20 protein-coding genes are annotated in these 20,650 nt (G+C 46.4%); 14 read left to right on the top strand and 6 right to left on the bottom strand.

Annotation, left to right across the window (positions count from 1 at the left end):
* Nucleotides 1-9 precede the first annotated feature (9 nt).
* Both IV40_RS10935 and IV40_RS09515 read left to right on the top strand, forming a co-directional pair.
* Entirely contained in the window at nt 10-381 is a 372-nt protein-coding gene (locus IV40_RS10935) for a hypothetical protein (protein WP_236698043.1), read from the top strand.
* Nucleotides 382-394: 13 nt separating this feature from the next.
* Nucleotides 395-1,465, top strand: coding sequence for an alpha/beta hydrolase (locus IV40_RS09515; protein ID WP_057770997.1), 1,071 nt, complete (start codon nt 395-397; stop codon nt 1,463-1,465).
* A 76-nt stretch (nt 1,466-1,541) separates the two neighbouring features.
* Here the strand turns inward: IV40_RS09515 and IV40_RS09520 are convergent, their stop codons facing one another.
* Entirely contained in the window at nt 1,542-2,126 is a 585-nt protein-coding gene (locus tag IV40_RS09520; RefSeq protein WP_057770999.1) for a DUF2179 domain-containing protein, read from the bottom strand.
* Between the two features lie 236 nt (nt 2,127-2,362).
* Here IV40_RS09520 and croR point away from each other — a divergent pair, with 236 nt between their 5' ends.
* From croR to nagA, 6 genes are all read left to right on the top strand, one after another.
* Entirely contained in the window at nt 2,363-3,049 is a 687-nt protein-coding gene (croR, locus tag IV40_RS09525) for a response regulator transcription factor CroR (protein WP_057771000.1), read from the top strand.
* 83 nt (nt 3,050-3,132) lie between these two features.
* Complete coding sequence (locus IV40_RS09530) at nt 3,133-4,290, top strand: sensor histidine kinase (RefSeq protein WP_057771063.1); 1,158 nt, start codon at nt 3,133-3,135, stop codon at nt 4,288-4,290.
* The gene (locus IV40_RS10805) at nt 4,277-4,519 is read left to right on the top strand and encodes a hypothetical protein (RefSeq protein WP_156404275.1); all 243 of its coding nucleotides are present in this window, start codon (nt 4,277-4,279) and stop codon (nt 4,517-4,519) included. Before IV40_RS09530 ends, IV40_RS10805 begins: the two co-directional genes overlap by 14 nt.
* A complete protein-coding gene (locus tag IV40_RS09535) occupies nt 4,443-5,996 on the top strand; it encodes a UDP-N-acetylmuramoyl-L-alanyl-D-glutamate--2,6-diaminopimelate ligase (protein ID WP_057771002.1) in 1,554 nt (517 codons plus the stop codon). Before IV40_RS10805 ends, IV40_RS09535 begins: the two co-directional genes overlap by 77 nt.
* A 24-nt stretch (nt 5,997-6,020) precedes the next feature.
* Entirely contained in the window at nt 6,021-6,758 is a 738-nt protein-coding gene (locus IV40_RS09540; RefSeq protein ID WP_057771003.1) for an amino acid racemase, read from the top strand.
* 231 nt (nt 6,759-6,989) lie between these two features.
* Nucleotides 6,990-8,165 carry an N-acetylglucosamine-6-phosphate deacetylase gene (gene nagA / locus IV40_RS09545; RefSeq protein WP_057771005.1) on the top strand — a complete coding sequence of 392 codons (1,176 nt, stop codon included), beginning with the start codon at nt 6,990-6,992 and terminating at the stop codon, nt 8,163-8,165.
* A gap of 192 nt (nt 8,166-8,357) precedes the next feature.
* On the opposite strand, the gene IV40_RS09550 is transcribed toward nagA, so the two are convergent.
* Both IV40_RS09550 and IV40_RS09555 read right to left on the bottom strand, forming a co-directional pair.
* Nucleotides 8,358-9,380, bottom strand: coding sequence for an SAM-dependent methyltransferase (locus tag IV40_RS09550; RefSeq protein ID WP_057771007.1), 1,023 nt, complete (start codon nt 9,378-9,380; stop codon nt 8,358-8,360).
* A gap of 17 nt (nt 9,381-9,397) precedes the next feature.
* Nucleotides 9,398-10,591, bottom strand: coding sequence for a serine hydrolase domain-containing protein (locus IV40_RS09555; protein ID WP_057771009.1), 1,194 nt, complete (start codon nt 10,589-10,591; stop codon nt 9,398-9,400).
* Between the two features lie 172 nt (nt 10,592-10,763).
* On the opposite strand from IV40_RS09555, the gene IV40_RS09560 reads away from it, so the two are divergent.
* Genes IV40_RS09560 through IV40_RS09570 form a run of 3 tightly spaced genes read left to right on the top strand, consistent with a single transcriptional unit; the run spans nt 10,764 to nt 15,930 of the window.
* Entirely contained in the window at nt 10,764-11,807 is a 1,044-nt protein-coding gene (locus tag IV40_RS09560) for a glycosyltransferase family 2 protein (RefSeq protein ID WP_057771011.1), read from the top strand.
* Nucleotides 11,767-13,326 (top strand): hypothetical protein, encoded by a 1,560-nt coding sequence (locus IV40_RS09565; protein ID WP_057771013.1) that lies wholly within the window; start codon nt 11,767-11,769, stop codon nt 13,324-13,326. The genes IV40_RS09560 and IV40_RS09565 overlap by 41 nt, the downstream gene beginning before the upstream one ends.
* A 15-nt stretch (nt 13,327-13,341) precedes the next feature.
* Nucleotides 13,342-15,930 carry a YfhO family protein gene (locus IV40_RS09570; RefSeq protein WP_057771015.1) on the top strand — a complete coding sequence of 863 codons (2,589 nt, stop codon included), beginning with the start codon at nt 13,342-13,344 and terminating at the stop codon, nt 15,928-15,930.
* Nucleotides 15,931-16,270: 340 nt separating this feature from the next.
* Here the strand turns inward: IV40_RS09570 and IV40_RS09575 are convergent, their stop codons facing one another.
* Both IV40_RS09575 and IV40_RS10810 read right to left on the bottom strand, forming a co-directional pair.
* On the bottom strand, nt 16,271-17,128 hold the full coding sequence (locus IV40_RS09575) for a MurR/RpiR family transcriptional regulator (protein ID WP_057771065.1): 858 nt from the start codon (nt 17,126-17,128) through the stop codon (nt 16,271-16,273).
* A gap of 346 nt (nt 17,129-17,474) precedes the next feature.
* Entirely contained in the window at nt 17,475-17,651 is a 177-nt protein-coding gene (locus IV40_RS10810; protein ID WP_156404276.1) for a hypothetical protein, read from the bottom strand.
* 167 nt (nt 17,652-17,818) lie between these two features.
* Between IV40_RS10810 and IV40_RS09580 the strand changes: the two genes are divergently transcribed.
* Genes IV40_RS09580 through IV40_RS09590 form a run of 3 tightly spaced genes read left to right on the top strand, consistent with a single transcriptional unit; the run spans nt 17,819 to nt 20,234 of the window.
* Entirely contained in the window at nt 17,819-18,727 is a 909-nt protein-coding gene (locus IV40_RS09580; protein ID WP_057771017.1) for a metal ABC transporter solute-binding protein, Zn/Mn family, read from the top strand.
* 5 nt (nt 18,728-18,732) lie between these two features.
* A complete protein-coding gene (locus IV40_RS09585) occupies nt 18,733-19,419 on the top strand; it encodes a metal ABC transporter ATP-binding protein (protein ID WP_057771019.1) in 687 nt (228 codons plus the stop codon).
* Between the two features lie 20 nt (nt 19,420-19,439).
* The gene (locus IV40_RS09590; protein WP_057771021.1) at nt 19,440-20,234 is read left to right on the top strand and encodes a metal ABC transporter permease; all 795 of its coding nucleotides are present in this window, start codon (nt 19,440-19,442) and stop codon (nt 20,232-20,234) included.
* Nucleotides 20,235-20,300: 66 nt separating this feature from the next.
* Here IV40_RS09590 and IV40_RS09595 read toward each other — a convergent pair whose 3' ends face one another.
* Entirely contained in the window at nt 20,301-20,636 is a 336-nt protein-coding gene (locus IV40_RS09595; RefSeq protein ID WP_057771023.1) for a DUF960 family protein, read from the bottom strand.
* Nucleotides 20,637-20,650 lie beyond the last annotated feature (14 nt).

A 20,650-nucleotide genomic window follows, 5' to 3' on the forward strand; every position in this document is an offset into this window, starting at 1 on the left:
AAAAACACATTGGCATGGGGGTTCGTTGCGTTTGCCTTATCATTTGCCTTTATCCTCTTTACTAATAATCCAATCACACATGTCATTGGGAACATGTTCTCTGGTGTCGGAATCGTTCTGATTAACGCCACGATTCCATTTGATTTGTCCAACTTGGCCAATAAGACACAATTTCCACTGGTCATTGCGATGAACACACTTGTTTCTGGTATCGCCGGTTTCTTTGCACCCATGCTGATTGCCGCTGTTGGAATCGGCGCCGGTGCACAATCATTTATGGCCGGAATTGTTTTAAGCGGTGTCGTGGCAGTCTTAATGTTTGTGCTGCGGATCGGGAATCAATTAGAAAATAAAACGCAATCCAAAAGCGTAAAGGCTTAGTGGAGAAATTATCATGACTAAAAGCAAATTATTAGCTGCTGTTACAGTACCGAACACAGATTATTTAATGAAACCATTTTCTGCAGATGTCTTAGAAGGCCGGCTTTCGCCGCAGACACGGGAGGTGATCGTCAGTGCAACACAACCGAATGGCATGAATGACATTTTCGATAAAGTCAATCATGCGGAAATCCCACCTGAAGAGTTACGGAAAATGATGGGGAGTTCCGATGCCAGACACACGGACCGGCACCCATTAACAGTGGCAGACCAGACAATTGCCGGCGATCTCAAAGTGCAGACTTATGTGCAGACTGAATTGAAAAATCAGACTTTGCCAGTGATCCTCTTTATTCATGGGGGCGGCTTTACTGGCGGTAGTTTGGATAACATTGCAATGGCTTGCCATGTATTGGCCGATGATGGGGCCGTTAAAGTGATTGCATTTGATTATGGGCTAGCTCCCGAACATCCGTATCCGGAAGGATTATTAGCCTGTTATCGTGGTTTAGTCTATTTACATCAGCATGCAGACGAATTCAAAATCGATCCGGAACAAATGACCATGTTTGGTGATTCAGCTGGCGGCAATCTAACTTACACAACGGCATTACTAGATTTAGCCATGGGCACTCATTATTTATCAGCCTGCGTTACTTTGTATCCAGTCACTTACCAGGGCAAGGACCCGAAACGGCGGCATTATTTCGATGATCCGGCTAACTTGAATTTAACCGATCCTGATAAGGATAAAATTGCACAATTCCTGACGACATTTAATGCCAATCAAACAATCGATAAATGGTACATCAAAGATGCTGATCCTGAGAGTATGTATATCTCACCGTTAAATGCACCGGAATCATTACTGAAACAATTACCAAGAACTTTATTTATGGTTGGTGAATTTGACCCGTTGCGTCTGCAGGGCGAGGCTTTTTACAAGAAGGTTAAATTAGCCGGCGGCGATATCCGCTATATCCGTTATAACGGGATGACACATGCCTTTATGGACGAAGTCGGCAATTATCCACAAGCTGATGATGCATTAGGTGAAGTCGCTAAATTTGTGTTAAATAAGTAAAAAAGAGCTCGAATTTCAAATTCGAGCTCTTTTTTGTGTACTCAGATCGAAACGCCGCTTCAATTCGGCTGCAGCGTTACTTCCGTAAAACCTTCCGCTTAATCGCTTCACGGCGCTTGAAGTGCTTATCGACTTGCTGGGATAAGAAGCCACCATGGAAGGAGGTCGGCTCATAAGAAACGATGAAGGCGTTCGGCGTGATACTCTGGATGAGATTGATTAGGTCCTTATCAGCATTACGAGGTGCCAGAACACTCAAAATCATGCGAGGGCCGTCTTTGCCATAGCCCCAAGTTTCGGTGACCCCATAACCTTTGTCACGCAAGGCTTGCGGGAGTTTCTTGCCATGGTCATCTTCACCTTCGGGGGTAACGGGAACGGTCACGTTGAAGTTGGTATAACCAAGGGCCAGCTTCTCTTCGATGAGCATGCCTAAATAAATCCCAAAGGCAAACCCGAAGGAATAAGCCATCAAATTCACGATGTTGTCGAGGTTTTTCAAAACCATTGACAACCCGACCACATAAACGATTTCCTCAAACACTGACAATAGGGGTGCCAGCAAGTGATGATGCTTGACGACCATCATTGTCCGCAGTGTATTGATCGCAATATAAGCAGCATTTAAAATAAAAATTGTCGCAACTAAGCTCCAGTTCAAATTGCACCCTCCATTCTTCCGATTATTATTCAACTTAAGCGTAGCACGAAACACGGCCCAACAGTCAAATAACGCTTTTGAACAAAATCTTGGGAACTTTATAGTTTCTTTAGGGAATTCTGTTACAATAAAACGGAATTAAAGTGAAAACAAAGCCGATTGACAGTTAGGACGAAAAAATCCACCGCCGCTGGCAATCTTTTGAAAGCATGTTTATGAATAGAAGGAGTACTGCCATGAAAATCCTCATTGTTGACGATGATAAAGAAATCGTCGAATTACTCAGTATTTATGTTAAAAACGAAGGTTACGAACCAGTCAAAGCCTTTAGCGGCAAGGAAGCTATCACTAAACTGCTGACAGAGCCCGATATTGCTTTGATGATTCTCGATATTATGATGCCGAATATGTCCGGGATTGACGTCATCAAGGAAGTGCGCAAGGATTCGCAGATTCCAATCATCATTGTGTCGGCGAAAACGGCTGATATGGATAAAATCAAAGGGCTGATTACAGGTGCCGATGATTATGTGGCCAAACCGTTTAATCCTTTAGAAGTCATGGCGCGGGTCAAATCTTTATTACGGCGCAGCCAGAATTCGGTGACACCGGAGGAACCGGATGTTTTGGAAGTCGGACCGCTGACGATTAAAAAGGATTCCCATGAGGTCACTACCTTAACGGGTACTCAGATTCAGCTGACAGCGCTGGAATTCGGCATTTTGTACTTATTAGCTAGTCACCCCAATCGGGTTTTCTCAGCCGACGAAATTTTCGAACGGGTCTGGCAGCAGGAAAGCATCGTTTCGGCCAAAACGGTCATGGTCCATGTGTCGCATCTTCGTGACAAAATCGAAGAAGCTACCGATGGCGAAAAAGTGATCGAAACGGTCTGGGGCGTTGGCTACAAGGTTGAAGCGTGATGAGCGCCGAACCCAAAAAAGAAGGGACGGTCGAACCTGAGGCAGAAGCAGAAGTGACCACAACGGTCGTCGCCAATGAACCAATCAAATTAACCCGTCGTGAAAAAAGCGAACTTTTTATTGAGGGAATCGTCACGGTAATTCTGTTATTGCTGCTGAATCTGTCGATCGTCGTTATTATCAACCAAGTCATTTCGACGAACCAGCAGCTCAATGATGGAATCTGGCAAATCAAACAGGGGCTGGCATTCGGGCCTAGCGATATTCATCTGTGGAGCTGGCAAAACGTCTTCATCCTTTTAATGATTATTGCCGATGCGATCATCGTCTATTGGCGCCTAATCCGCCGGTACCACTCGATGCAAATGCGGCACGTCATCAGCGAATTACATTATATTGCCGATCATCACTTGGATCATCGGATTCACTTCAAGGTCAATCGGGATCTGCAGCGAGTCATCGACAGTATCAATGCGTTAGTCGACAGTACCGTTCAGTCGATGGAAGAGGAACGCAAGATGGAGGAAAGCAAGGATGAGCTGATTACCAACGTCAGCCACGATATCCGGACGCCGCTGACCTCCATCATCGGTTATCTTGGGCTGATTGAAAATAAACAGTACCATTCAATGGATGATTTATTGAAGTATACGCACATTGCCTATGTGAAATCGAAGCAGATGAAGGTGCTGGTCGACGATTTGTTTGAATATACTAAAGTTCGGCAGACGTCGACACCGCTCAACTTATCCGAATTCGATATGACCCAGATGCTCGAACAATTGGCGGCCAGCTTCGAACTCGAAGCCCACAAGAAGGGTATCGACATCGCTGTAACGACGAATCCCGATCCTTTGAAGATGACGGCCGATACCGAAAAATTGGGCCGTGTCTTCAACAACCTGCTCAGCAATGCCTTTAAATACGGCGCTGGTGCTAGCCACATTAAATTGAGTGCTGATAAAGTCGGCAGCGAAGTCATCATTAAAGTGGCCAATGACGGCCAGCCGATTCCAGCTAAATCGCTGCACCAGCTCTTCGATCGTTTCTACCGGGTCGAAGAATCGCGTTCGCAGGAAACGGGCGGCACTGGGCTTGGTTTAGCGATTGCTCAGAGCATTGTGGCGCTGCATGGTGGCTATATTTATGCCACTTCGAATGCTGATTGGACCAGTTTTATCATTCATCTGCCGCTCGACCGGAAGCAGAAACTGACTAATCCGGAGCTTGAGAAAGCGTAGCAAATTAAAACAGCTTGCCGATGAAAACTATTTTCACAAGCAGGCCGTTTTTTTGTTCTGGTCGTTCGTGATCGCTTCTTATCCGCAGCATGAATATGGTATAATGGGGTTTCAAGAACAGTACGGAATTTATGAATGGAAGGAAGACCAACATGGCACTGACATTGAACGCCTGCCTGCTGATTCTGAAGGAACATCATCTTTTGAAGAGCAGCGCTTTGCAGGTTGATCCAGATGTTGAAATGACTGACATCACCTATGATTCACGCAATGTAAAAGGAAATACGTTATTTTTCTGCAAGGGTGCAAACTTTCGCCCCATTTATTTAACGATGGCTAAAGGAAAAGGCGCAATTACTTATGTTGCTGAAAAGCCGCTTGTCGAAGGCAACGGCATGAACGCTTTGATCGTTCGCAATATTCAGAAGGCGATGGCACTCTTATCTGCGGCTTATTATAATTATCCGCAGGACGACCTCTTTATTGTGGCCTACGCCGGCACGAAAGGGAAGACCACTTCTTCCTACTTCACGAAGGGGATCCTTGATCTCAAGAATGATAATAAGACGGCCTTGTTCTCAACGATCGACCGAATCGTCGGACCAAAACCGGAACAGCAATTCAAATCCGATTTGACGACACCTGAAAGCATGGATTTGTTCCATGATATGCGGGAAGCCGTTGATAGCGGCATGACCGACCTTGTGATGGAAGTTTCTTCACAAGCCTATAAGAAAAATCGGGTGTTCGGATTAACTTATGATGTCGGCTTCTTTTTGAATATTTCACCGGACCACATTGGTGTGAACGAGCATCCAACGTTTGCCGATTATTTGCACTGCGGCCTGCAAATCTTGGTCAACTCCCGCAAGTGTGTCATCAATGCCGAAACTGATCACTTCGATGAAGTGTATGCGGCGGCCACAACGACGACTGAACCTGACAGTATTTATCTGTTTGCTCGGGCGGATTACAAAGAGCCGGATGACCTGTCGATTGATTTCCGTTTCCAAAGCGAAGAAGCCGATCTCAAGACCAGCCGCTTCAAGTTGGTGGCCGTGACCGATAAAGCGGCAGCCCTTCATATCGATGGCGAATATCAAATCAGTTTGATCGGCGACTTCAACGAATTAGATGGCGCCGCTGCTGTGATTGGAGCTGGCTTAGCCGGTGCGAATGCCCAGCAGGCTGCTGAAGGGATTCGTTATGTGCGGATTCCGGGCCGGATGGAATCGATTGATGTGCCTGACCATGGCCGTGTTTACGTCGATTATGCCCATAACTACGCCAGCATGCACGCCTTGCTGACCTTCCTCAATCGGGAATACAAGAATCCACGGATGCTGGTTGTTGTCGGCAGCCCTGGCGACAAAGGCATCGACCGTCGGGAAGGTTTTGCCAAAGCATTGAATGAAAATGCAACGGATGCTTTCTTAACGACGGATGATCCTGGTTTCGAAAGTGCCCAGTCGATCGCCGACCAGATTGATAAAGATATTGATCATCAAAAGGTCAATGTGACGATCGAATTAGATCGGGCGACAGCAATCAAAGATGCCATTTTGGCCAGCAAACCCGGCGATGTGATTGTCGTAGCTGGGAAGGGTGAAGATCCGTACCAGAAAGTCAAAGGGATTGATACACCATACGCAACTGATCCCGTTGTTGTGAAGACCGTTGCGGATGAATTAAAGCAGAATAACTAATTCAATTGGGAGATCTGACTCATTATGAAAGACTTTTTTACAGTAATTGGCGGTATGGGCACGATGGCAACGGAGAGTTACATCCGGCTGCTGAATGAACGGACCCCTACTAAACGCGATCAAGATTATTTGAATTACATTCTCGTCAACCATGCAACGGTGCCCGACCGGACGGCTTACATTTTGGACCATACGAAGCCGAACTTTTTCCCGGTGATTGCTGAAGATATCAAACAGCAGGCGACTTTGCACCCTGATTTTATGGTCATCGTCTGCAATACGGCTCATTATTTTTATGATGATTTCCAAAAGCTGACGGATATTCCGATTTTGAATATGCCGCATGTTGCCATTCAGGAAATGGTCAAGAAATATCCAGAGGCCAAACGAATTGGTTTGATTGCCACTGAAGGCACGATGGCTGATGGAATCTATAACCATGAAATCGAAGCGGCTGGTCGTGAAGTTGTGATGGCCGACCATGATATCCAAATGGAAGTCAATGAGCTGATTTATCATGACATCAAAGAAAATCGGGGGGAAGTTGATGGCAGTTTGTACCATCACATCCTCAGCGAAATGAAGCATAAGATGCACACCGATGCGATTGTTTTGGGCTGCACTGAATTGTCATTAGCCCAAGAAAAAGCGCCGGATCATCATTATCGGGTCATTGATGCCCAATCGATTATTGTCGATAAATCGATTGAACTGGCCGAATCCAATCGGAAGGCTGCTCGTGAAAACGGCGCAACAGATTAACCGTAAAGAAGTTGAACAAATTTTGTTCAACTTCTTTTTTTAGCTAGACCACTCTGCACAGGAAAGTTTAGTGGACGCTTTAGGTGCTCACATTATGGACTAGACCAATTCTAAAATGGCGCTTTCTTTCCAGTCCTGACGGGAAAAATCATTTTGTTTCTCAGCTGAAGATGGTTATAATGGCTGTATAGGAAATCGCTTTACCAATTGAAATTATGGAGGTTTTAAATCATGTCGAAGTACATTCACGCGGCTAAATTTTTCTTACACAACACAACTGAAAACGGTGGCTATCTTGAAATCACCGATGATGGCAAGTTTGGTCAATTCTTCCCAGAAGATCAAAAACCAGACGGCGAAATTCTGGATCGGTCCGAACAATGGATTGCACCAGGTTTAGTGGATACACATATTCATGGCTTATTAGGTCATGATGTCATGGATAATGATTGGGAAGGTCTCCAGGCAATGAGCGAAGGCTTGTTGAAGGCTGGGGTTACTTCCTGGTTGCCAACGACATTAACGGCTTCACGGGAACAGCTGAACGATATCTGCAAGACCATCGGCAGCCATTACAAAGAAGCTAAAGGTGCCAAGATTCAAGGAATTCACTTCGAAGGACCTTTCTATACTGAAAAGCATAAGGGTGCTCAGAATCCAAAGTACTTCACGAATCCATCTGTTGAAGAATTCGATGAATGGCAGAAGAGTGCCAACGGAATGATTAAGAAAATCTCAATCGCCCCAGAACGTGACGGTTCCGTTGAATTTGCCCGTCGTGTCAGTGAAGAAGGCGTCACAGTTGCTTTAGGCCACAGTAACGCTACTTATGAACAAGCCAAGGCCTGCGTTGAAGCCGGTGCTTCTGTCTTCACACATACTTTCAATGGGATGAGTGGTTTGAATCACCGTGTTCCTGGCATGGTCGGTGCCGCAATGAGTTTGGATCTCGTTGACGATGAATTGATCTGCGATGGTCATCATATCAACCCAGCCGTTGCCCGCATCTTAATCGACAAGAAGGGCCCAGAACATGTTCTTTTGATTACCGACAGTATGAAAGCTGCCATGATGCCAGATGGCGACTATGTTTTAGGTGAATTCCCAGTTTATGTTAAAGACGGAATGGCACGCTTAAAGGATAGCAGCAATAGTTTGGCTGGTAGTATCCTGCTCTTGAAGGATGCCATCAAGAACGTTGTTGATTGGAACATTGTTCGTCCAGAAGAAGCCGTTTTAATGGGTTCATGGGTTCCAGCTCGCAGCAGCAAGATCGGTGATGTTTGTGGTACGATCTTACCAGACCGTGACGCCGACTTCCTGGTTCTGAACCAAGACATGACCTTATCCGAAACTTACTTGGATGGTAAAATCCGTTACTCAGCAGAATCAGCAGATGCTGAATAATTAACGACTGAAAAAGTTGATATGAAAAGCGGCCTTGACATAAAGAGGCCTCTTTCACAAAAAAAGTTTCCAAAATGCAATTTTTTGCATTTTGGAAACTTTTTTATTTTGACAGGTTAATCTTGCTGTCCTCACAGGGGTGAGCCGACGAAGTCAAAATACGACTGCTGGCACACGCCCTTTTTGAGTTTGTTACGCTTTTTTCTTCCCAAACACGACTGTCACTTCCGACCGGTTATGGTAGAGCTGGCGGGCGTAGAGGAGTCGATAACTAGTTTGCAGTTTGTCGAGGTCCTGACGCAGATGTTTGTAAGGATAATGATGCGGCAGTTTGAAAGTCATTACGCCGACACCTTTGTCGCTGAGCTGGGGTGCAAAGGAGGCTGTGATGCCGATGCTTTCACGGACGTCCATCTTCATATCGTTGACAATCATATCGTACTCGTAGGGCAGGTGCCGCTGCAGGTACTGCTGAGTCGTTTCACGGTAATCATGGAGATTGGGATTGTTGAGGACCCGCTTATCGAGGTGAGCCGGATCGATGGCGATTACCTTCAGGCCATTTTCCAGCAGTTCGTTGCTCCAACCCCCAGGTGCGGCGCCAAGGTCAGTCCCCAGTTTAAAATCGGCGGTATCGATGTGGAAGGTTTCAATGGCTTCCTTTAATTTAAATTCGGCACGCGAAATGGCACCCCGATCATGCGAATAACGAGGAATGCCGCCGTTCCAATGGCTTAAATTGGTTTCGGCGAACGAGAAGCCGGCATAAACAGTATCGGCGGTGATAAATAGCGAAACAATTTGGTCGCTGTGCTGGTTATCTTCCTGATAACCGCTGTCAGTCAGCTTTTTAGTGACTTTCGGCAGTAATTCTCGCAGCAGGATTTTGGCAGTGTCGTCGTGGCTGCTGCGGGCCTGCAGGGCATAAGCAAAGTTGTAGTCGATTTGGCTGACCGCAAAACTATATAATTCTTTAGCTAAGTCGTCCTGCGGCTGGTCGGCATGCAAAGTCAACTGCACCGGAAAAACGTGGCGGGTGTATAAAAGCGGCGTGCTTAAAATCGTTTCAGCCAGCTGGTCGGGATCGAGGTCCGTCGACAACAGGCCGACGCCAGGAGCGAGCCACGTGCTGGCCGTCGCATTGGGCAGATATTGTTCAAATTCATATTGGGCGAGCTGGGCCGAATTCGGATGGCTCGTAAAAATGTAATCCATGATGTGAGAACTCCTTTTTAGATGTGCAAAACCATTTGGGCAATCTGGGTCGCCAGTTTTGAGGTTGTTTGTTTCGGATAGGTATTGGCAAGCAGCACGACACCGCTGCGGCCGTCTTTAGCTAAAGCATACCCCGCATCGTAGCCGGCTTCAACACCATGACCGTTGACATAAGTTTTAAAACAGTAGGCGCCACCTCGATAACTGCCGTTAGTCGTGTTGCGCAGCTCGGCCAGTCTCTTTTTTGAAATAATCTTGCCTTGGATGATTCCTTGTTCCATCCGGAATAAGTCGCCGGCTGAAGCATAGAGATTCCCGGTGCCGAGCTCCCGGCTTATTTCGACTTGGGATTCATCGGGATAGCGTTGATAGGTAGTTCCGTCTTTATAGGAATAGGTACGGTGTTTTTCATCGCCCATGGCTTGAACAAAACCAGTGTGGACGAGGTTTAACGGCGTCAGCAGCTGTTGGTCGAGCAAGTCTTGATAATTTTGGCCAGTTTCCTTTTCGAGAATGCCGGTTAATAGCGTAAAGTTGATTGGCTGATAGGAAAAAAGACCAATGTTTTCAGGCTTGACGGTTAAATGTTTGGCCGACCAATTGACAATTTCCTGATCGGTCATCACTTTATCTGCTAAATCGGTGTGGTAGATGCCGGAAACCATATCGAGCATGTCTCGAATTGTGATTTGATGGCCATGCGGAATGGTCGGATAATACTTAGCAACAGGGTCGTTATACTTTACTTTGCCGGTGTCGATTAAGTCTTTAACAAACAACGTTGCCGTCAGAGATTTCTGAATTGAACCGATTTGATATAACGAAGCGGCGTTATTGCCCCTTTGGGCCGCCGCATCAGCATAACCGAACCCCTGCTGCCAGATGACTTTATTATTTTTGACGACCAGCAAAGTGCCGATGACTTTATTCGTGGTTAATAATTTTTTGATGAGCTGGGTCTGAACGGGTGTTAATTGACTGGCCACATTTTTAGCATAAGGATCAGCAACTGGCTTTTTCTGACGCTCCTTATTTTTCTGAAGGCGATTTTCGGCTCGCTGCTGGTTGCTTTGCTGATTGTTTTTAACTTGCTGGGCAGCCCGTTCATGGGGAAGTGTGACAAAATGATCAATGCCGATGACGAGCGCACCGCCGAGTACGATACCGACGAGAAGCCAGGAAATGCCATGACGAAATGATTTGTAAGACATAGTGGAGTCCCTTTCAATTTCTTTTCTGAAAAAATGTTTGTGTATAGATTATTATACGGCGTACGGGTTTAAAAGGCTTGTCTAATCCATTTTGATGTGACCTGAAATTACCTGTTTTCATGATTATCTTCTATAATATGGAATAGGGATATTGATGAAGGGGATACGAACAATGAATGCAGCCAAGGCATTGCCAAAATTAACAATCATTTTACCATGTTATAACGAACAAGAAGTGCTGCCGATTACACAAAAAGTTGTCCTAAAGCAGCTGCAGGCCATGATTGCCGCCCACCAAGTGGCCGATTCGAGCCGGATTTTATTTGTCAATGACGGCAGCAGCGACCAAACATGGCAGTTAATCACCAGCTATACCCAGCAGGACCCGCATTTTACCGGCCTTAAATTCAGCCGCAATTTTGGACATCAGAATGCGTTGATCGCTGGAATGACGGTCGCCGTGAAGGATTCTGATTGCTTAATCACAATTGATGCCGATTTGCAGGACGATGTCAGTAAAATGCCAGATTTCATTCAAGCTTACCACGCCGGCTATGATGTCGTCTATGGCGTTCGGGACAGCCGCAAGACTGATACGGCCTTCAAACGGGATACGGCTCTGCTGTTTTATCGTCTGATGGGCAAACTCGGGGTCCAAATGGTGCCCGATAGTGCTGATTATCGGTTGATGAGCAAACGGGCTACGGAAGCTTTTCTAGAGTTTAAGGAACGCAACCTCTTTTTGCGGGGTATCATTCCGCTGGTCGGGTTTCCGTCGACGAAGGTCTACTATCCCCGTCATGAACGGGCGGCGGGTAAATCGAAATATCCGCTGCAGAAGATGATTAAGTTTGCGATGACTGGAATCACTTCCTTTTCGATTGTGCCGATGACGCTGCTGATGAATCTGGGGTTTTTATGTGTGCTGATTGCAATCGGCGTCATGATTTATACACTGGTCCAGAAAATCAGCGGCAATGTTGTCACCGGCTGGGCGTCGCTGATGATGTCGCTATGGTTTTTAGGCGGTGTGCAGCTGATTGGGATGGGGATTCTGGGCGACTACATCGGCAAAATCTTTACGGAAGTCAAACGGCGGCCGCGATTTATTATAGAAGAGGACCTCTATACCCCGCACGAACATCAGAAACCAGATAAGAAGGAGTTTGTTGACCATGCAGCACAAATCGATAACGACAACGAAGAAGACGCCTAACTGGCTGGCGCTGGGGGGCTGGATTCTCCTGAGTTTGTGCCTGCTGTTGTTTACAAGCGAGTCGTCGCCTTTATACTGGCTCAATAGCTGGGTCGATGCGAATGCCTATTTTACAGTCGGAAAAGGGGCTGCTCACGGCCTGGTGCCGTATCGGGACCTGTTCGAACAAAAGGGACCGCTCTTGTATTTTCTGCACACATTGGCCTATTGGGTCAGTCATCGGACCTTCTTCGGGGTTTATTTAGCCGAAGCGATTTCGCTGGGAGTCACATTATGGCTGGCCCAGCGGACACTACGGCTGTTTATGCGGCCGTTGTGGGCCGACTGCCTAACCTTTTTGATGCCGGTCTTTCTGATGTGGATGCCGTATTTTCGGGAGGGCGATAGTGCCGAAGAATTTGCCTTTCCGTTTATCATGAGCCTTTTGTATGTGCTTTTCTGGGCGGGCCATACCCAGCAATGGCCGATCCGCCGGATGCTAGTGCTTGAAGGAATCAGTTTTGCGGCTGTCATCTGGATTAAATACAGTTTAGTCGGTTCTTGGATTGGGTTTTATCTCGTTTTGGGCTGTGCCATGCTGTTCAAACGCGAATGGCTGCAGCTCGGTAAAACGATTTTGGACTCTTTAGCAGGGATGCTGATTGTGACACTTCCGATTCTGCTGTATTTCGGACTCAATCATGCTTTACATTCCTTATTCGGGGTCTATTTCAAATTCAACATGACGATTTACGCCAATTCGACGTCGCTGGTCGGCCGCTTATCGGAATCGCTCCAGCTTTTTTGGAATAGTTTTCTGCTGCAGCCAGTGTTCGGCGTGCTAATGGGATTGGCAGTGCTGGCTATTCTGCTGACCCGGTTTGTCTTTCCGACCGCTTATGGGAAATGGCTGTTCAGTATGGCCTTCTTGTGCTGCGGTTTGTTAGCCTTTTATGGCGGCAAGGCCTTCGACTATTACCATCTGATCTTGTTCCCGTATGCGATTGCCGGGTTGATTGTGCTTGGAATCGGCTTAGAAAAGTTGCCGCCGGTTTCGCAGTGGGGCAGCTGGGTGCTATGGCTCGTCAGCCTGATTTTGGCCGTTGTCTGGCTGGGCAATGTTAATCAGAATTATCAGGAATCAAAATTATTTCCCCATAACAGCAGTATTTCGGCGGCACCGGCGCAGCCATTAAAACCGGCACAGCTTGTGTTTGCCCAGTATCTCAAACAGTATCCGCATGCGACATTATTGAATTATGACCAGCTTGACCTGGGTCTCTATACGACGGCCGATATTTTGCCGACGACCCGTTACTTTGAAAATCAGAATGTGCCGGTCAAACGGTATCCGGCAATTATGCGGACCCAAAATCGGCTCGTTCGAGACCGCAAAGTTGATTTCGTCGTCACCCGGACGTATGGCAATCCAGTGGCCGTTGATTATCCGCTGGTGGCCAAGAATTATGAGGTCGTCCAAGCACATGCGCAATACAATCAAGATGTACACTATATTTATTGGTTGTTGAAGAAAAAGTAAGGGAGACGGGGCACGATGAAACAACGCATGCAGCATTTTTTGCAAAGCAGTTTATTCTATCTGTGTGCCTTTCTGCTGGCGCTGCTGACCTTAATGGCTGCCTTTTGGGCGCTGAATTTGACACCGTTCGGGACCCGCAACCTGCTAATTAGCGACATGGGGACCCAGTACATTCCGTTTTTCACCGAGTTTCGGCATCAGCTGATTACGCACCAGCTGAGCCTGTATTCTTTTTCATTATCATTAGGGGATAATGTGCTGCCGTTAGTGGCCTATTATTTATTGAGCCCCTTCAACTTACTGCTCGTTTGCTTCAAGGCGTCAGCCGTACCGACGGCAATCAGCTGGATTATCCTGCTTAAAGTCGGCACAGCCAGCCTGACGATGGCACTGTTTCTGAAATTGACCTACCATCAGCAGCATGTTTCAACGTTGCTATTTGCGGCGGCCTATAGTTTGTGCGGTTTTGTGGCAATGTATTTTTATGATGTGATGTGGCTCGATGGTGTCATTCTGCTGCCGTTAGTGGCGTTGGGATTGCAACGGCTTGCCAATGGGTATCACAGCGAACTGTATGTGTTCAGCTTGTGGCTGACAATCGTCACCAATTATTACATGGGGTACATGACGTGCCTCTTTTCTGTTTGCTACTTCATCTATTTATTGGAACTGCGGAAAAATCAGCAGCACCGCCACCATTTTTGGGACGGAGAACAGCGTTTGCTGGTGCAGTACGGATTAGATTCGCTCTTTGCCGGCGTGATGACTTTATTTATCTTGGTCCCCGCTTTGCTGGGAATGCTGAAAACGGGGAAACAGCACTTTAACTGGCACAGCTTTTTACCAACACCGCGTTTCGGGACGTCGGTATTCAGTCAGTTCGGAATTGTCGGCAGCGATTATACGCAGCATTTGCAGCATAATCCGAGTGTCTACATCAGCATTTTCATCTTTGTGCTGTTAATCGGCTTTTTCGGTTCGAAACAGATTGCGAAGGGCCGCAAGAAAGTATCAATCGGATTATTTCTGGCATTGGCTGCTAGTTTATGGATTGGGACTTTGAATACGATTTGGCACATGTTTCAGCTGCCGAATGGCTTCCCGTATCGCAATGCTTACTTTTTCTCGTTTGTCTGCATTTTTCTGGCATACGAGTTCTGGCTGACCAAACCATGGCAGCATGAACCGGAATGGTTAGGCCGCAGCAGCGTTATCGCAGCGGCCCTGATTATTTTAGGCTATGTTTCCGAACATATTGCGTATTTGGCGAAGGCACGGCCGTATCCAGTCCAAGACCATTACTTGCTGCAGACGCTTGTCATTCTGACGCTGGAAATGCTGCTGCTGTACATGAGCACCCATTTGCACCAGACCCATTTATTGTGGGCGTTCTTGCTGGGCATCGTTGTCGTCGGTGAATTGGGCGCCAATTTTTATGGCAGTTTCAAAACAGCCAAAACTGGCGACCAGCAGGTTTATGCTCATAATTACACGCTCGAAATGAATTATTTGAAGAAGACCAAGCCGAAAGGGAAGGCCTTTTACCGAGTCAACAATGAAAACTCGCTGATCAATGCGGCCTTTCAGGAACCGTATAACAATTACAACGATCCGCTGCTGTTTGACCTGAATGGGGTCAACTTGTACAGTTCGACGCTCAATGAACAGACTCGTTCGACGCTGCAGAAACTGGGCTTTTATAGTAAGAATGCACGTCGAATCAGCACCGTTGGGACGACCTATGTCACTGATTCGCTGTTCGATATCAAGTACCGGCTCAGCATGGACCTCGATCATGATTCGCTCCATGAGCATATGGCCAGCACACTGGGCATCGGTTACGCCGTTTCGCCAAGCATCAAACAGGTGGTTCTGCAGCCTGATGCGGCGTTACAGAACCAGCAGATGATGCTGAATCACATGTTCGGCGATCAGGCAGAATATTTTAATCCGGTTCAGATTGAAAGTGTTCGTTCCTACCAGCTGAATCAGGTTTATCATTATGATATTCACGCTCGGACAACGGCCAGCGGGCCATTGTATGTCTACTTTCCGCAGGTGGATATCGAAAAATCCCGTTTTCGTGTCAATGGGCAGCTCAAGAAAACCCGTCTCCGAGTCGTCAATCAGGCCGTTTTGAGTGTCGGCGACTACAAACAAGGGCAATCGTTCCACTTCACATTCGATACGAAACAGCCGCAGATTCAATTATCGGAAAAATTCCAGACACTGAATCTGAAACTGTTCCGGACCAATATTGAAAAGCTGTCGCATTCGCAGTTCCAGCTTCAGCAGAACTGGCACAGTCAGCGTTTGAGCGGCCGGATTACCAATACGAAAAATAAGGTGCTGTTTATGAGTATTCCGTATGATTCCGGCTGGCGGGCGTTTGTGGATGGACAGCTCGTTAAACCAATTCGGGTTGTCGGCGGCTTTTTGGGTGTTCCATTGAAACCAGGGGAGCACCAAGTGGCCTTTTATTATCGAGTGCCAGGGTTGCGGCCTTGTTCGGGGATCAGTTTCGGGGCCTTTATCCTCTATCTAGCGTACGCCGTGATATTATGGCGTTATGACCGTCATGAACGAAGCAAACGGCTGCGTTAGACAGATATTTATACTGTCAAAACAAAAGCAGGTCTTAAAATGCAAAGTTTGCATTTTAAGACCTGCTTTTCGTGAAATGATGATTTTGTGTATGCTTTCATTTAAACGCGTTCCAAAAGTCTGAGCCTTCCGGTTAAGTTCATTCGGAAAACGGCCCAGAGTGCGGTCCTTTTTCCGAATTTCCTTAATCCTCATGCTCAGTTCGACTTTTGTCACGCTCTAGTTAAAACGCGTTCCAAGGTGCTGTTAATTCCGCTGAACTGACTTTTCCTTGCGAGTTTAAAACACTCGCCACGTCAAAGTCGTGTTCTGCTCATTGCCACCCGCACCTTGTCACGCTCTAGTGTTCAATTCTTGTTTTATTGATGGCTTCATGGACTTGCTGGAAGACTTTTTCGGTCTGGTCGCTGGTCTTGACGGCACTCATCATAAAGAGGCTGTCCATCAGGCTGATTTGGGCAATCAGGGCATGCAGGGCTTCGGCACGATAGCTGGTTTCTTCGGCAATCGAGAGGAAGCAGACATCGGCAATTTTAGCCATGGGCGAATTGCCAAAACTGGTAATCACGATTAGTGGAACGTTATGCTTTTTCAGTAATTTGGCAATTTCTAGGGTGTCACGGTCCCGGCCAGTGTGGGAAATGACAATGGCTGCATCTTTAGCGGACAGACGGGCGGCACTCATCAGCTGCATATGAAAATCATTGCTGAAAACCGGATTTAAATTGGTCCGCAAAAACTTATGGTAGCCATCCTCAGCTACAATTGCAGAGGCGCCGAGTCCATACAAACCGAGCTCATGGCTGTGGACGATATATTCGACGGCCTGCTGCAAGCTTGCATCGGATAATAACGGCAAAGTAGCTTTTAAAGCTGCCGAATTGGATGCAAAAATCTTCTGGGCCATGACTAAGTAAGAGTCGTCATCATTGATTTCCCGAAAGAGGGGATTGGCTTTATCGTGTGAGGAAGATTGCTGGGCCAAATTTAATTTTAAGGCCTGAAAATTATTGAAACCAAGTGATTTAGCCAAACGCGAGATGGTGGCGGTTGAAGCTCCGGTGGCGCCGGAAAGTTGCTGGATCGTCAGCTGGCTCGCTTTTTGCGGCGATTGCATTATAAAATCAGCCACATCTTTTTCTTTTTCACTGAGGTTGGGATAATAAGCCTTGATCAAACTGATCGTTTCCTGCGCCATCATAAATCGCCTTCCTTTATCGTTGTTCTTTTTAAGTATAGCATTGAAATCGCATGCATTCCTTCTTTTTTGGGTGCTAGCTTGCCAAAACGCTAAGAAGGCTTGAAATAGCGGTTTAATAACGATTAAAAAATATTAGTTATTTTATAAGCGCTCTTGTGGGTCTTGTCAAAATTGTTGTGTTAGAATCAAACTGGAATCATCGCATGGGGGGATGTCGGTGATTCCATCAAATCAACTGCGGTCCGGTACGTGAACGTATCGGACTTTTTTCCAATCGAAAAACACTTCAGGCAAACAAAAATGCTTGCCTGAAGTGTTTTTTTAAAGACCTTCTAATCCAATTTTAAGAGTTTTTATGGTGCAGATCCGTGATCAAACAAACAACGGCATCTAACAGCATCCCAATCCCCATCAGGTACATGGACAACATACTCTGACCGATCAGTAAACAAACGATGACAGCAACATAAAGAATGACTAAGATCACGTCGACCGTCACACTACCTTGCATATTACTCATTTGGACAACCCCCTCGGCGATTCTGTTTCCACTTCATTATGGAAGAAATGAAGTTAAATTGCCAGTAAAATACCCGCCATTATTTGACATGTTCAAAAAAACCGGTAAAATAAAATTATGCTTAATAGTAATCATTCCTCTTTAGAGACGAAAAGGAGCGTCACAGCATGAAAAAAAAGCGCATTTGGGGCGGCTTGCTCGTTCTGATTCTCCTCACGGCCGTCCTTTTACAAGGCTGTCAGGCACGTTCAACGAAACAAACAGTTTCTGCGAACGGGAAGATTCAAATCGTCAGTTCGCTCGATTTTTATGGGCAGGTGGCTAAACAAGTAGCCGGTCGTTATGGACATGTGACTTCGATTATCAACAATCCGGCGATCGACCCGCATGATTATAACCCGACGACTGACAATGCGAAGGCCGTTTCAAAGGCGCAAGTCGTTCTGTATAACGGATTAGGCTATGACGATTGGATGCCCCGATTGATCAATGCCACCAATTCTCCCAAATGGACTTTAGCAATTGGGACCCAGCTGCTGCATAAAAAGGACGGTGCCAATGAGCATGTCTGGTATGAACCAACCACGATGATTAAACTGACCAAATGGCTTGTCAAGACTGATAGCAAAATCGACCCGGCGCATAAAAGTACTTTTGAGCAGAATGGGCAGGCTTATCTGCAGACGCTGAAGCCGCTCCAGCAGCAGATTCAGCGCTTAAAGCAGCACAGCCACCATCAGAAAGTGGCAGTCAGCGAACCGGTCTTTAATTATTCATTAAGTGCGATGGGCTATCGAATCAGCAACGAACATTTTGCCAAAGCAATTGAAAACGGCACTGATCCATCGCCAGCTGATATTGCGGCCATGCAGAAGGATATCAAGCAGCATAAAATCGCCTTTTTTGTGGAAAACACTCAGACTGATGATACCGTCATCCGCAACATGGTTAAATTGTGCAAACAGTACAAAGTTCCAGTCGTTAAAGTGACCGAAACGCTGCCGGCTCACATGACCTATCAAGAGTGGATGACAAAGCAGTATGATCAAGTCGAAAAGATTCAAAACAAGGAGTGAATGAGATGACCACGAAACCATTATTGAAAATCACAGACTTGTCGATTGCGTTCCGCGATCGCAAATTGATTCAGCATTTAAATCTGACCGTTCAACCGGGCGAATTCTTAGCCATTATTGGTGAAAATGGGGTCGGGAAAACGACCCTGATTCGAACTGTCACCGGTCAGCGCAAACCTGAAGGGGGCACGATTCAATTCGATGTTCCTGCGAAAAAGATGCGCTTTGGTTATGTCCCGCAGTTTCGGAATATTTCGGAAGAATATCCGCTGTCGATGCGGGATTTTGTCGAGCTGAACCTGCTGCATTTACGGCCTTGGCTGACTAAAAAGGAACACCAGCGAGTTACCAATGTTCTGACAGAGGTGGGAATCGAAAATATCGACAACACCTCGATGGGGCAAGCCTCTGGCGGTGAAAAGCAAAAAGCTTATCTCGCCCAGGCCATCGTCAATGAACCACGGCTGCTGATTCTCGATGAATCAACGGCCAGTCTTGATGTCGAAGCTAAAAATGAGCTGATGGGTCTGGTCAAAAAACTCAACCAGCAGGATGGACTGACAGTGTTGTTCATTACCCATGATTTACCGCTGGCGAAGAAGTATGCCGATCAGTTTCTGCTGATTCGCCGCAATGGTCAGTATGAAGAAAAGCCGATCGACCAGCTCGATACGACACAGGATATTCAATAAATCAAGGAGGAAATGGAAATATGTTTGCTTGGGATTTTATGCAAAATGCGTTTATTGCCAGTACCTTCATTGCGATTACTTGCGGCCTGGTCGGTGTTTACGTCATTGCACAACGAATGTCATTTTTATCGCACACGTTATCAGAAATCGGGTTTGCCGGTGCGGCATTTGGATTATTTACCGGCATTGCGCCATTAGACGGAATGCTGCTGTTTACGATTGGCAGTTCGATTTTCGTCGGCCGGCTCGGAACCGATGAGAGTCAGCGGGAATCGTCGATCAGCGCTGTTTCGAGTTTGTTTATCGGCTTAGGAATTTTGTTTCTTTCGTTATCGAATAAAAGTGCCAGTTATGCGACCAACATTTTATTCGGGAGTATCATCGGAATCAGTCTGCAGGATGTTTATCAGCTCGTTGTTTTATCCGCCCTTATTTTGATTTCGATTCTGCTGGTCTATCGCTACTTGAATTTTTATTCGTACGACCCAATCGGGGCCCAATCCCAACGATTGAAGACAGGATTTTTGTCGATTTACTTTTTGCTGATTTTGGCGGTCACTGTTAGTATCGCTGCTCAGATTGTCGGCTCGCTTCTGGTCTTCATCTTATTAACTTTACCAGCCTCCGTTGCGCAGTATCTGGGCAATTCGATTCAAAAGATGATTGGCATTTCGATTGGCTGTGCGCTGGTCGGCGTCTGGACTGGCCTTTACCTTGGCTACTTGACCAACTGGCCAGTGACTTTCTTCATCGCTTTGATTGAATTTCTCTTTTACGCCGGTGCTTATTTGTATCATCGGCATTCAATGCATTAAGGCAATTAAAAAGCACGCCGTTTCGGCGTGTTTTTTTGTGCTGTTTTTAAATGCGTTCCAAGGTGCTTACATTTGGTATTCTTCTGGCAGAATCATTTTCTGCTCATAACGGGAGTTGACGACCAGAATTTCGTTAGGGAGCAGGTCGTCTTCAAATAATCTGAGGCTGAATTGTTCCTTTTGATGGGGCGCTTCCTGGGAAAAGTTGATGTAGCAGAGGCCATCCGCTTTTTCAATTTGAAAATGAAGCAGGTGGGCTAAGGAATAAGTTTCCAGTGAGAGGGCGTCGATATAATTCCATAAGTAATTTGCGAAAAATGGGGGAACCTCAGACTGAATTCCAGGTGTGAGGATGCGCTGCTTGCCTCTAAATGACGTATGAAGTTTATCTTTCCTAAACAATGAAATCACCCTTT

Origin of the sequence: Lactobacillus selangorensis (assembly GCF_001437205.1) — a bacterium.
Lineage (GTDB): Bacteria > Bacillota > Bacilli > Lactobacillales > Lactobacillaceae > Paralactobacillus > Paralactobacillus selangorensis.

What these genes read in the sequence shown, in the direction of transcription:
- IV40_RS09515 (WP_057770997.1), top strand. Translation starts at nt 395, where the DNA reads ATGACTAAAAGCAAATTATTAGCTGCTGTTACAGTACCGAACACAGAT.
- IV40_RS10810 (WP_156404276.1), bottom strand. Translation starts at nt 17,651, where the DNA reads ATGAGTAATATGCAAGGTAGTGTGACGGTCGACGTGATCTTAGTCATT.
- IV40_RS09590 (WP_057771021.1), top strand. Translation starts at nt 19,440, where the DNA reads ATGTTTGCTTGGGATTTTATGCAAAATGCGTTTATTGCCAGTACCTTC.
- IV40_RS09535 (WP_057771002.1), top strand. Translation starts at nt 4,443, where the DNA reads ATGGCACTGACATTGAACGCCTGCCTGCTGATTCTGAAGGAACATCAT.
- IV40_RS09555 (WP_057771009.1), bottom strand. Translation starts at nt 10,591, where the DNA reads ATGTCTTACAAATCATTTCGTCATGGCATTTCCTGGCTTCTCGTCGGT.
- croR (WP_057771000.1), top strand. Translation starts at nt 2,363, where the DNA reads ATGAAAATCCTCATTGTTGACGATGATAAAGAAATCGTCGAATTACTC.
- nagA (WP_057771005.1), top strand. Translation starts at nt 6,990, where the DNA reads ATGTCGAAGTACATTCACGCGGCTAAATTTTTCTTACACAACACAACT.
- IV40_RS09585 (WP_057771019.1), top strand. Translation starts at nt 18,733, where the DNA reads ATGACCACGAAACCATTATTGAAAATCACAGACTTGTCGATTGCGTTC.
- IV40_RS09570 (WP_057771015.1), top strand. Translation starts at nt 13,342, where the DNA reads ATGAAACAACGCATGCAGCATTTTTTGCAAAGCAGTTTATTCTATCTG.
- IV40_RS09540 (WP_057771003.1), top strand. Translation starts at nt 6,021, where the DNA reads ATGAAAGACTTTTTTACAGTAATTGGCGGTATGGGCACGATGGCAACG.
- IV40_RS09580 (WP_057771017.1), top strand. Translation starts at nt 17,819, where the DNA reads ATGAAAAAAAAGCGCATTTGGGGCGGCTTGCTCGTTCTGATTCTCCTC.
- IV40_RS09575 (WP_057771065.1), bottom strand. Translation starts at nt 17,128, where the DNA reads ATGGCGCAGGAAACGATCAGTTTGATCAAGGCTTATTATCCCAACCTC.
- IV40_RS09550 (WP_057771007.1), bottom strand. Translation starts at nt 9,380, where the DNA reads ATGGATTACATTTTTACGAGCCATCCGAATTCGGCCCAGCTCGCCCAA.
- IV40_RS09565 (WP_057771013.1), top strand. Translation starts at nt 11,767, where the DNA reads ATGCAGCACAAATCGATAACGACAACGAAGAAGACGCCTAACTGGCTG.
- IV40_RS09560 (WP_057771011.1), top strand. Translation starts at nt 10,764, where the DNA reads ATGAATGCAGCCAAGGCATTGCCAAAATTAACAATCATTTTACCATGT.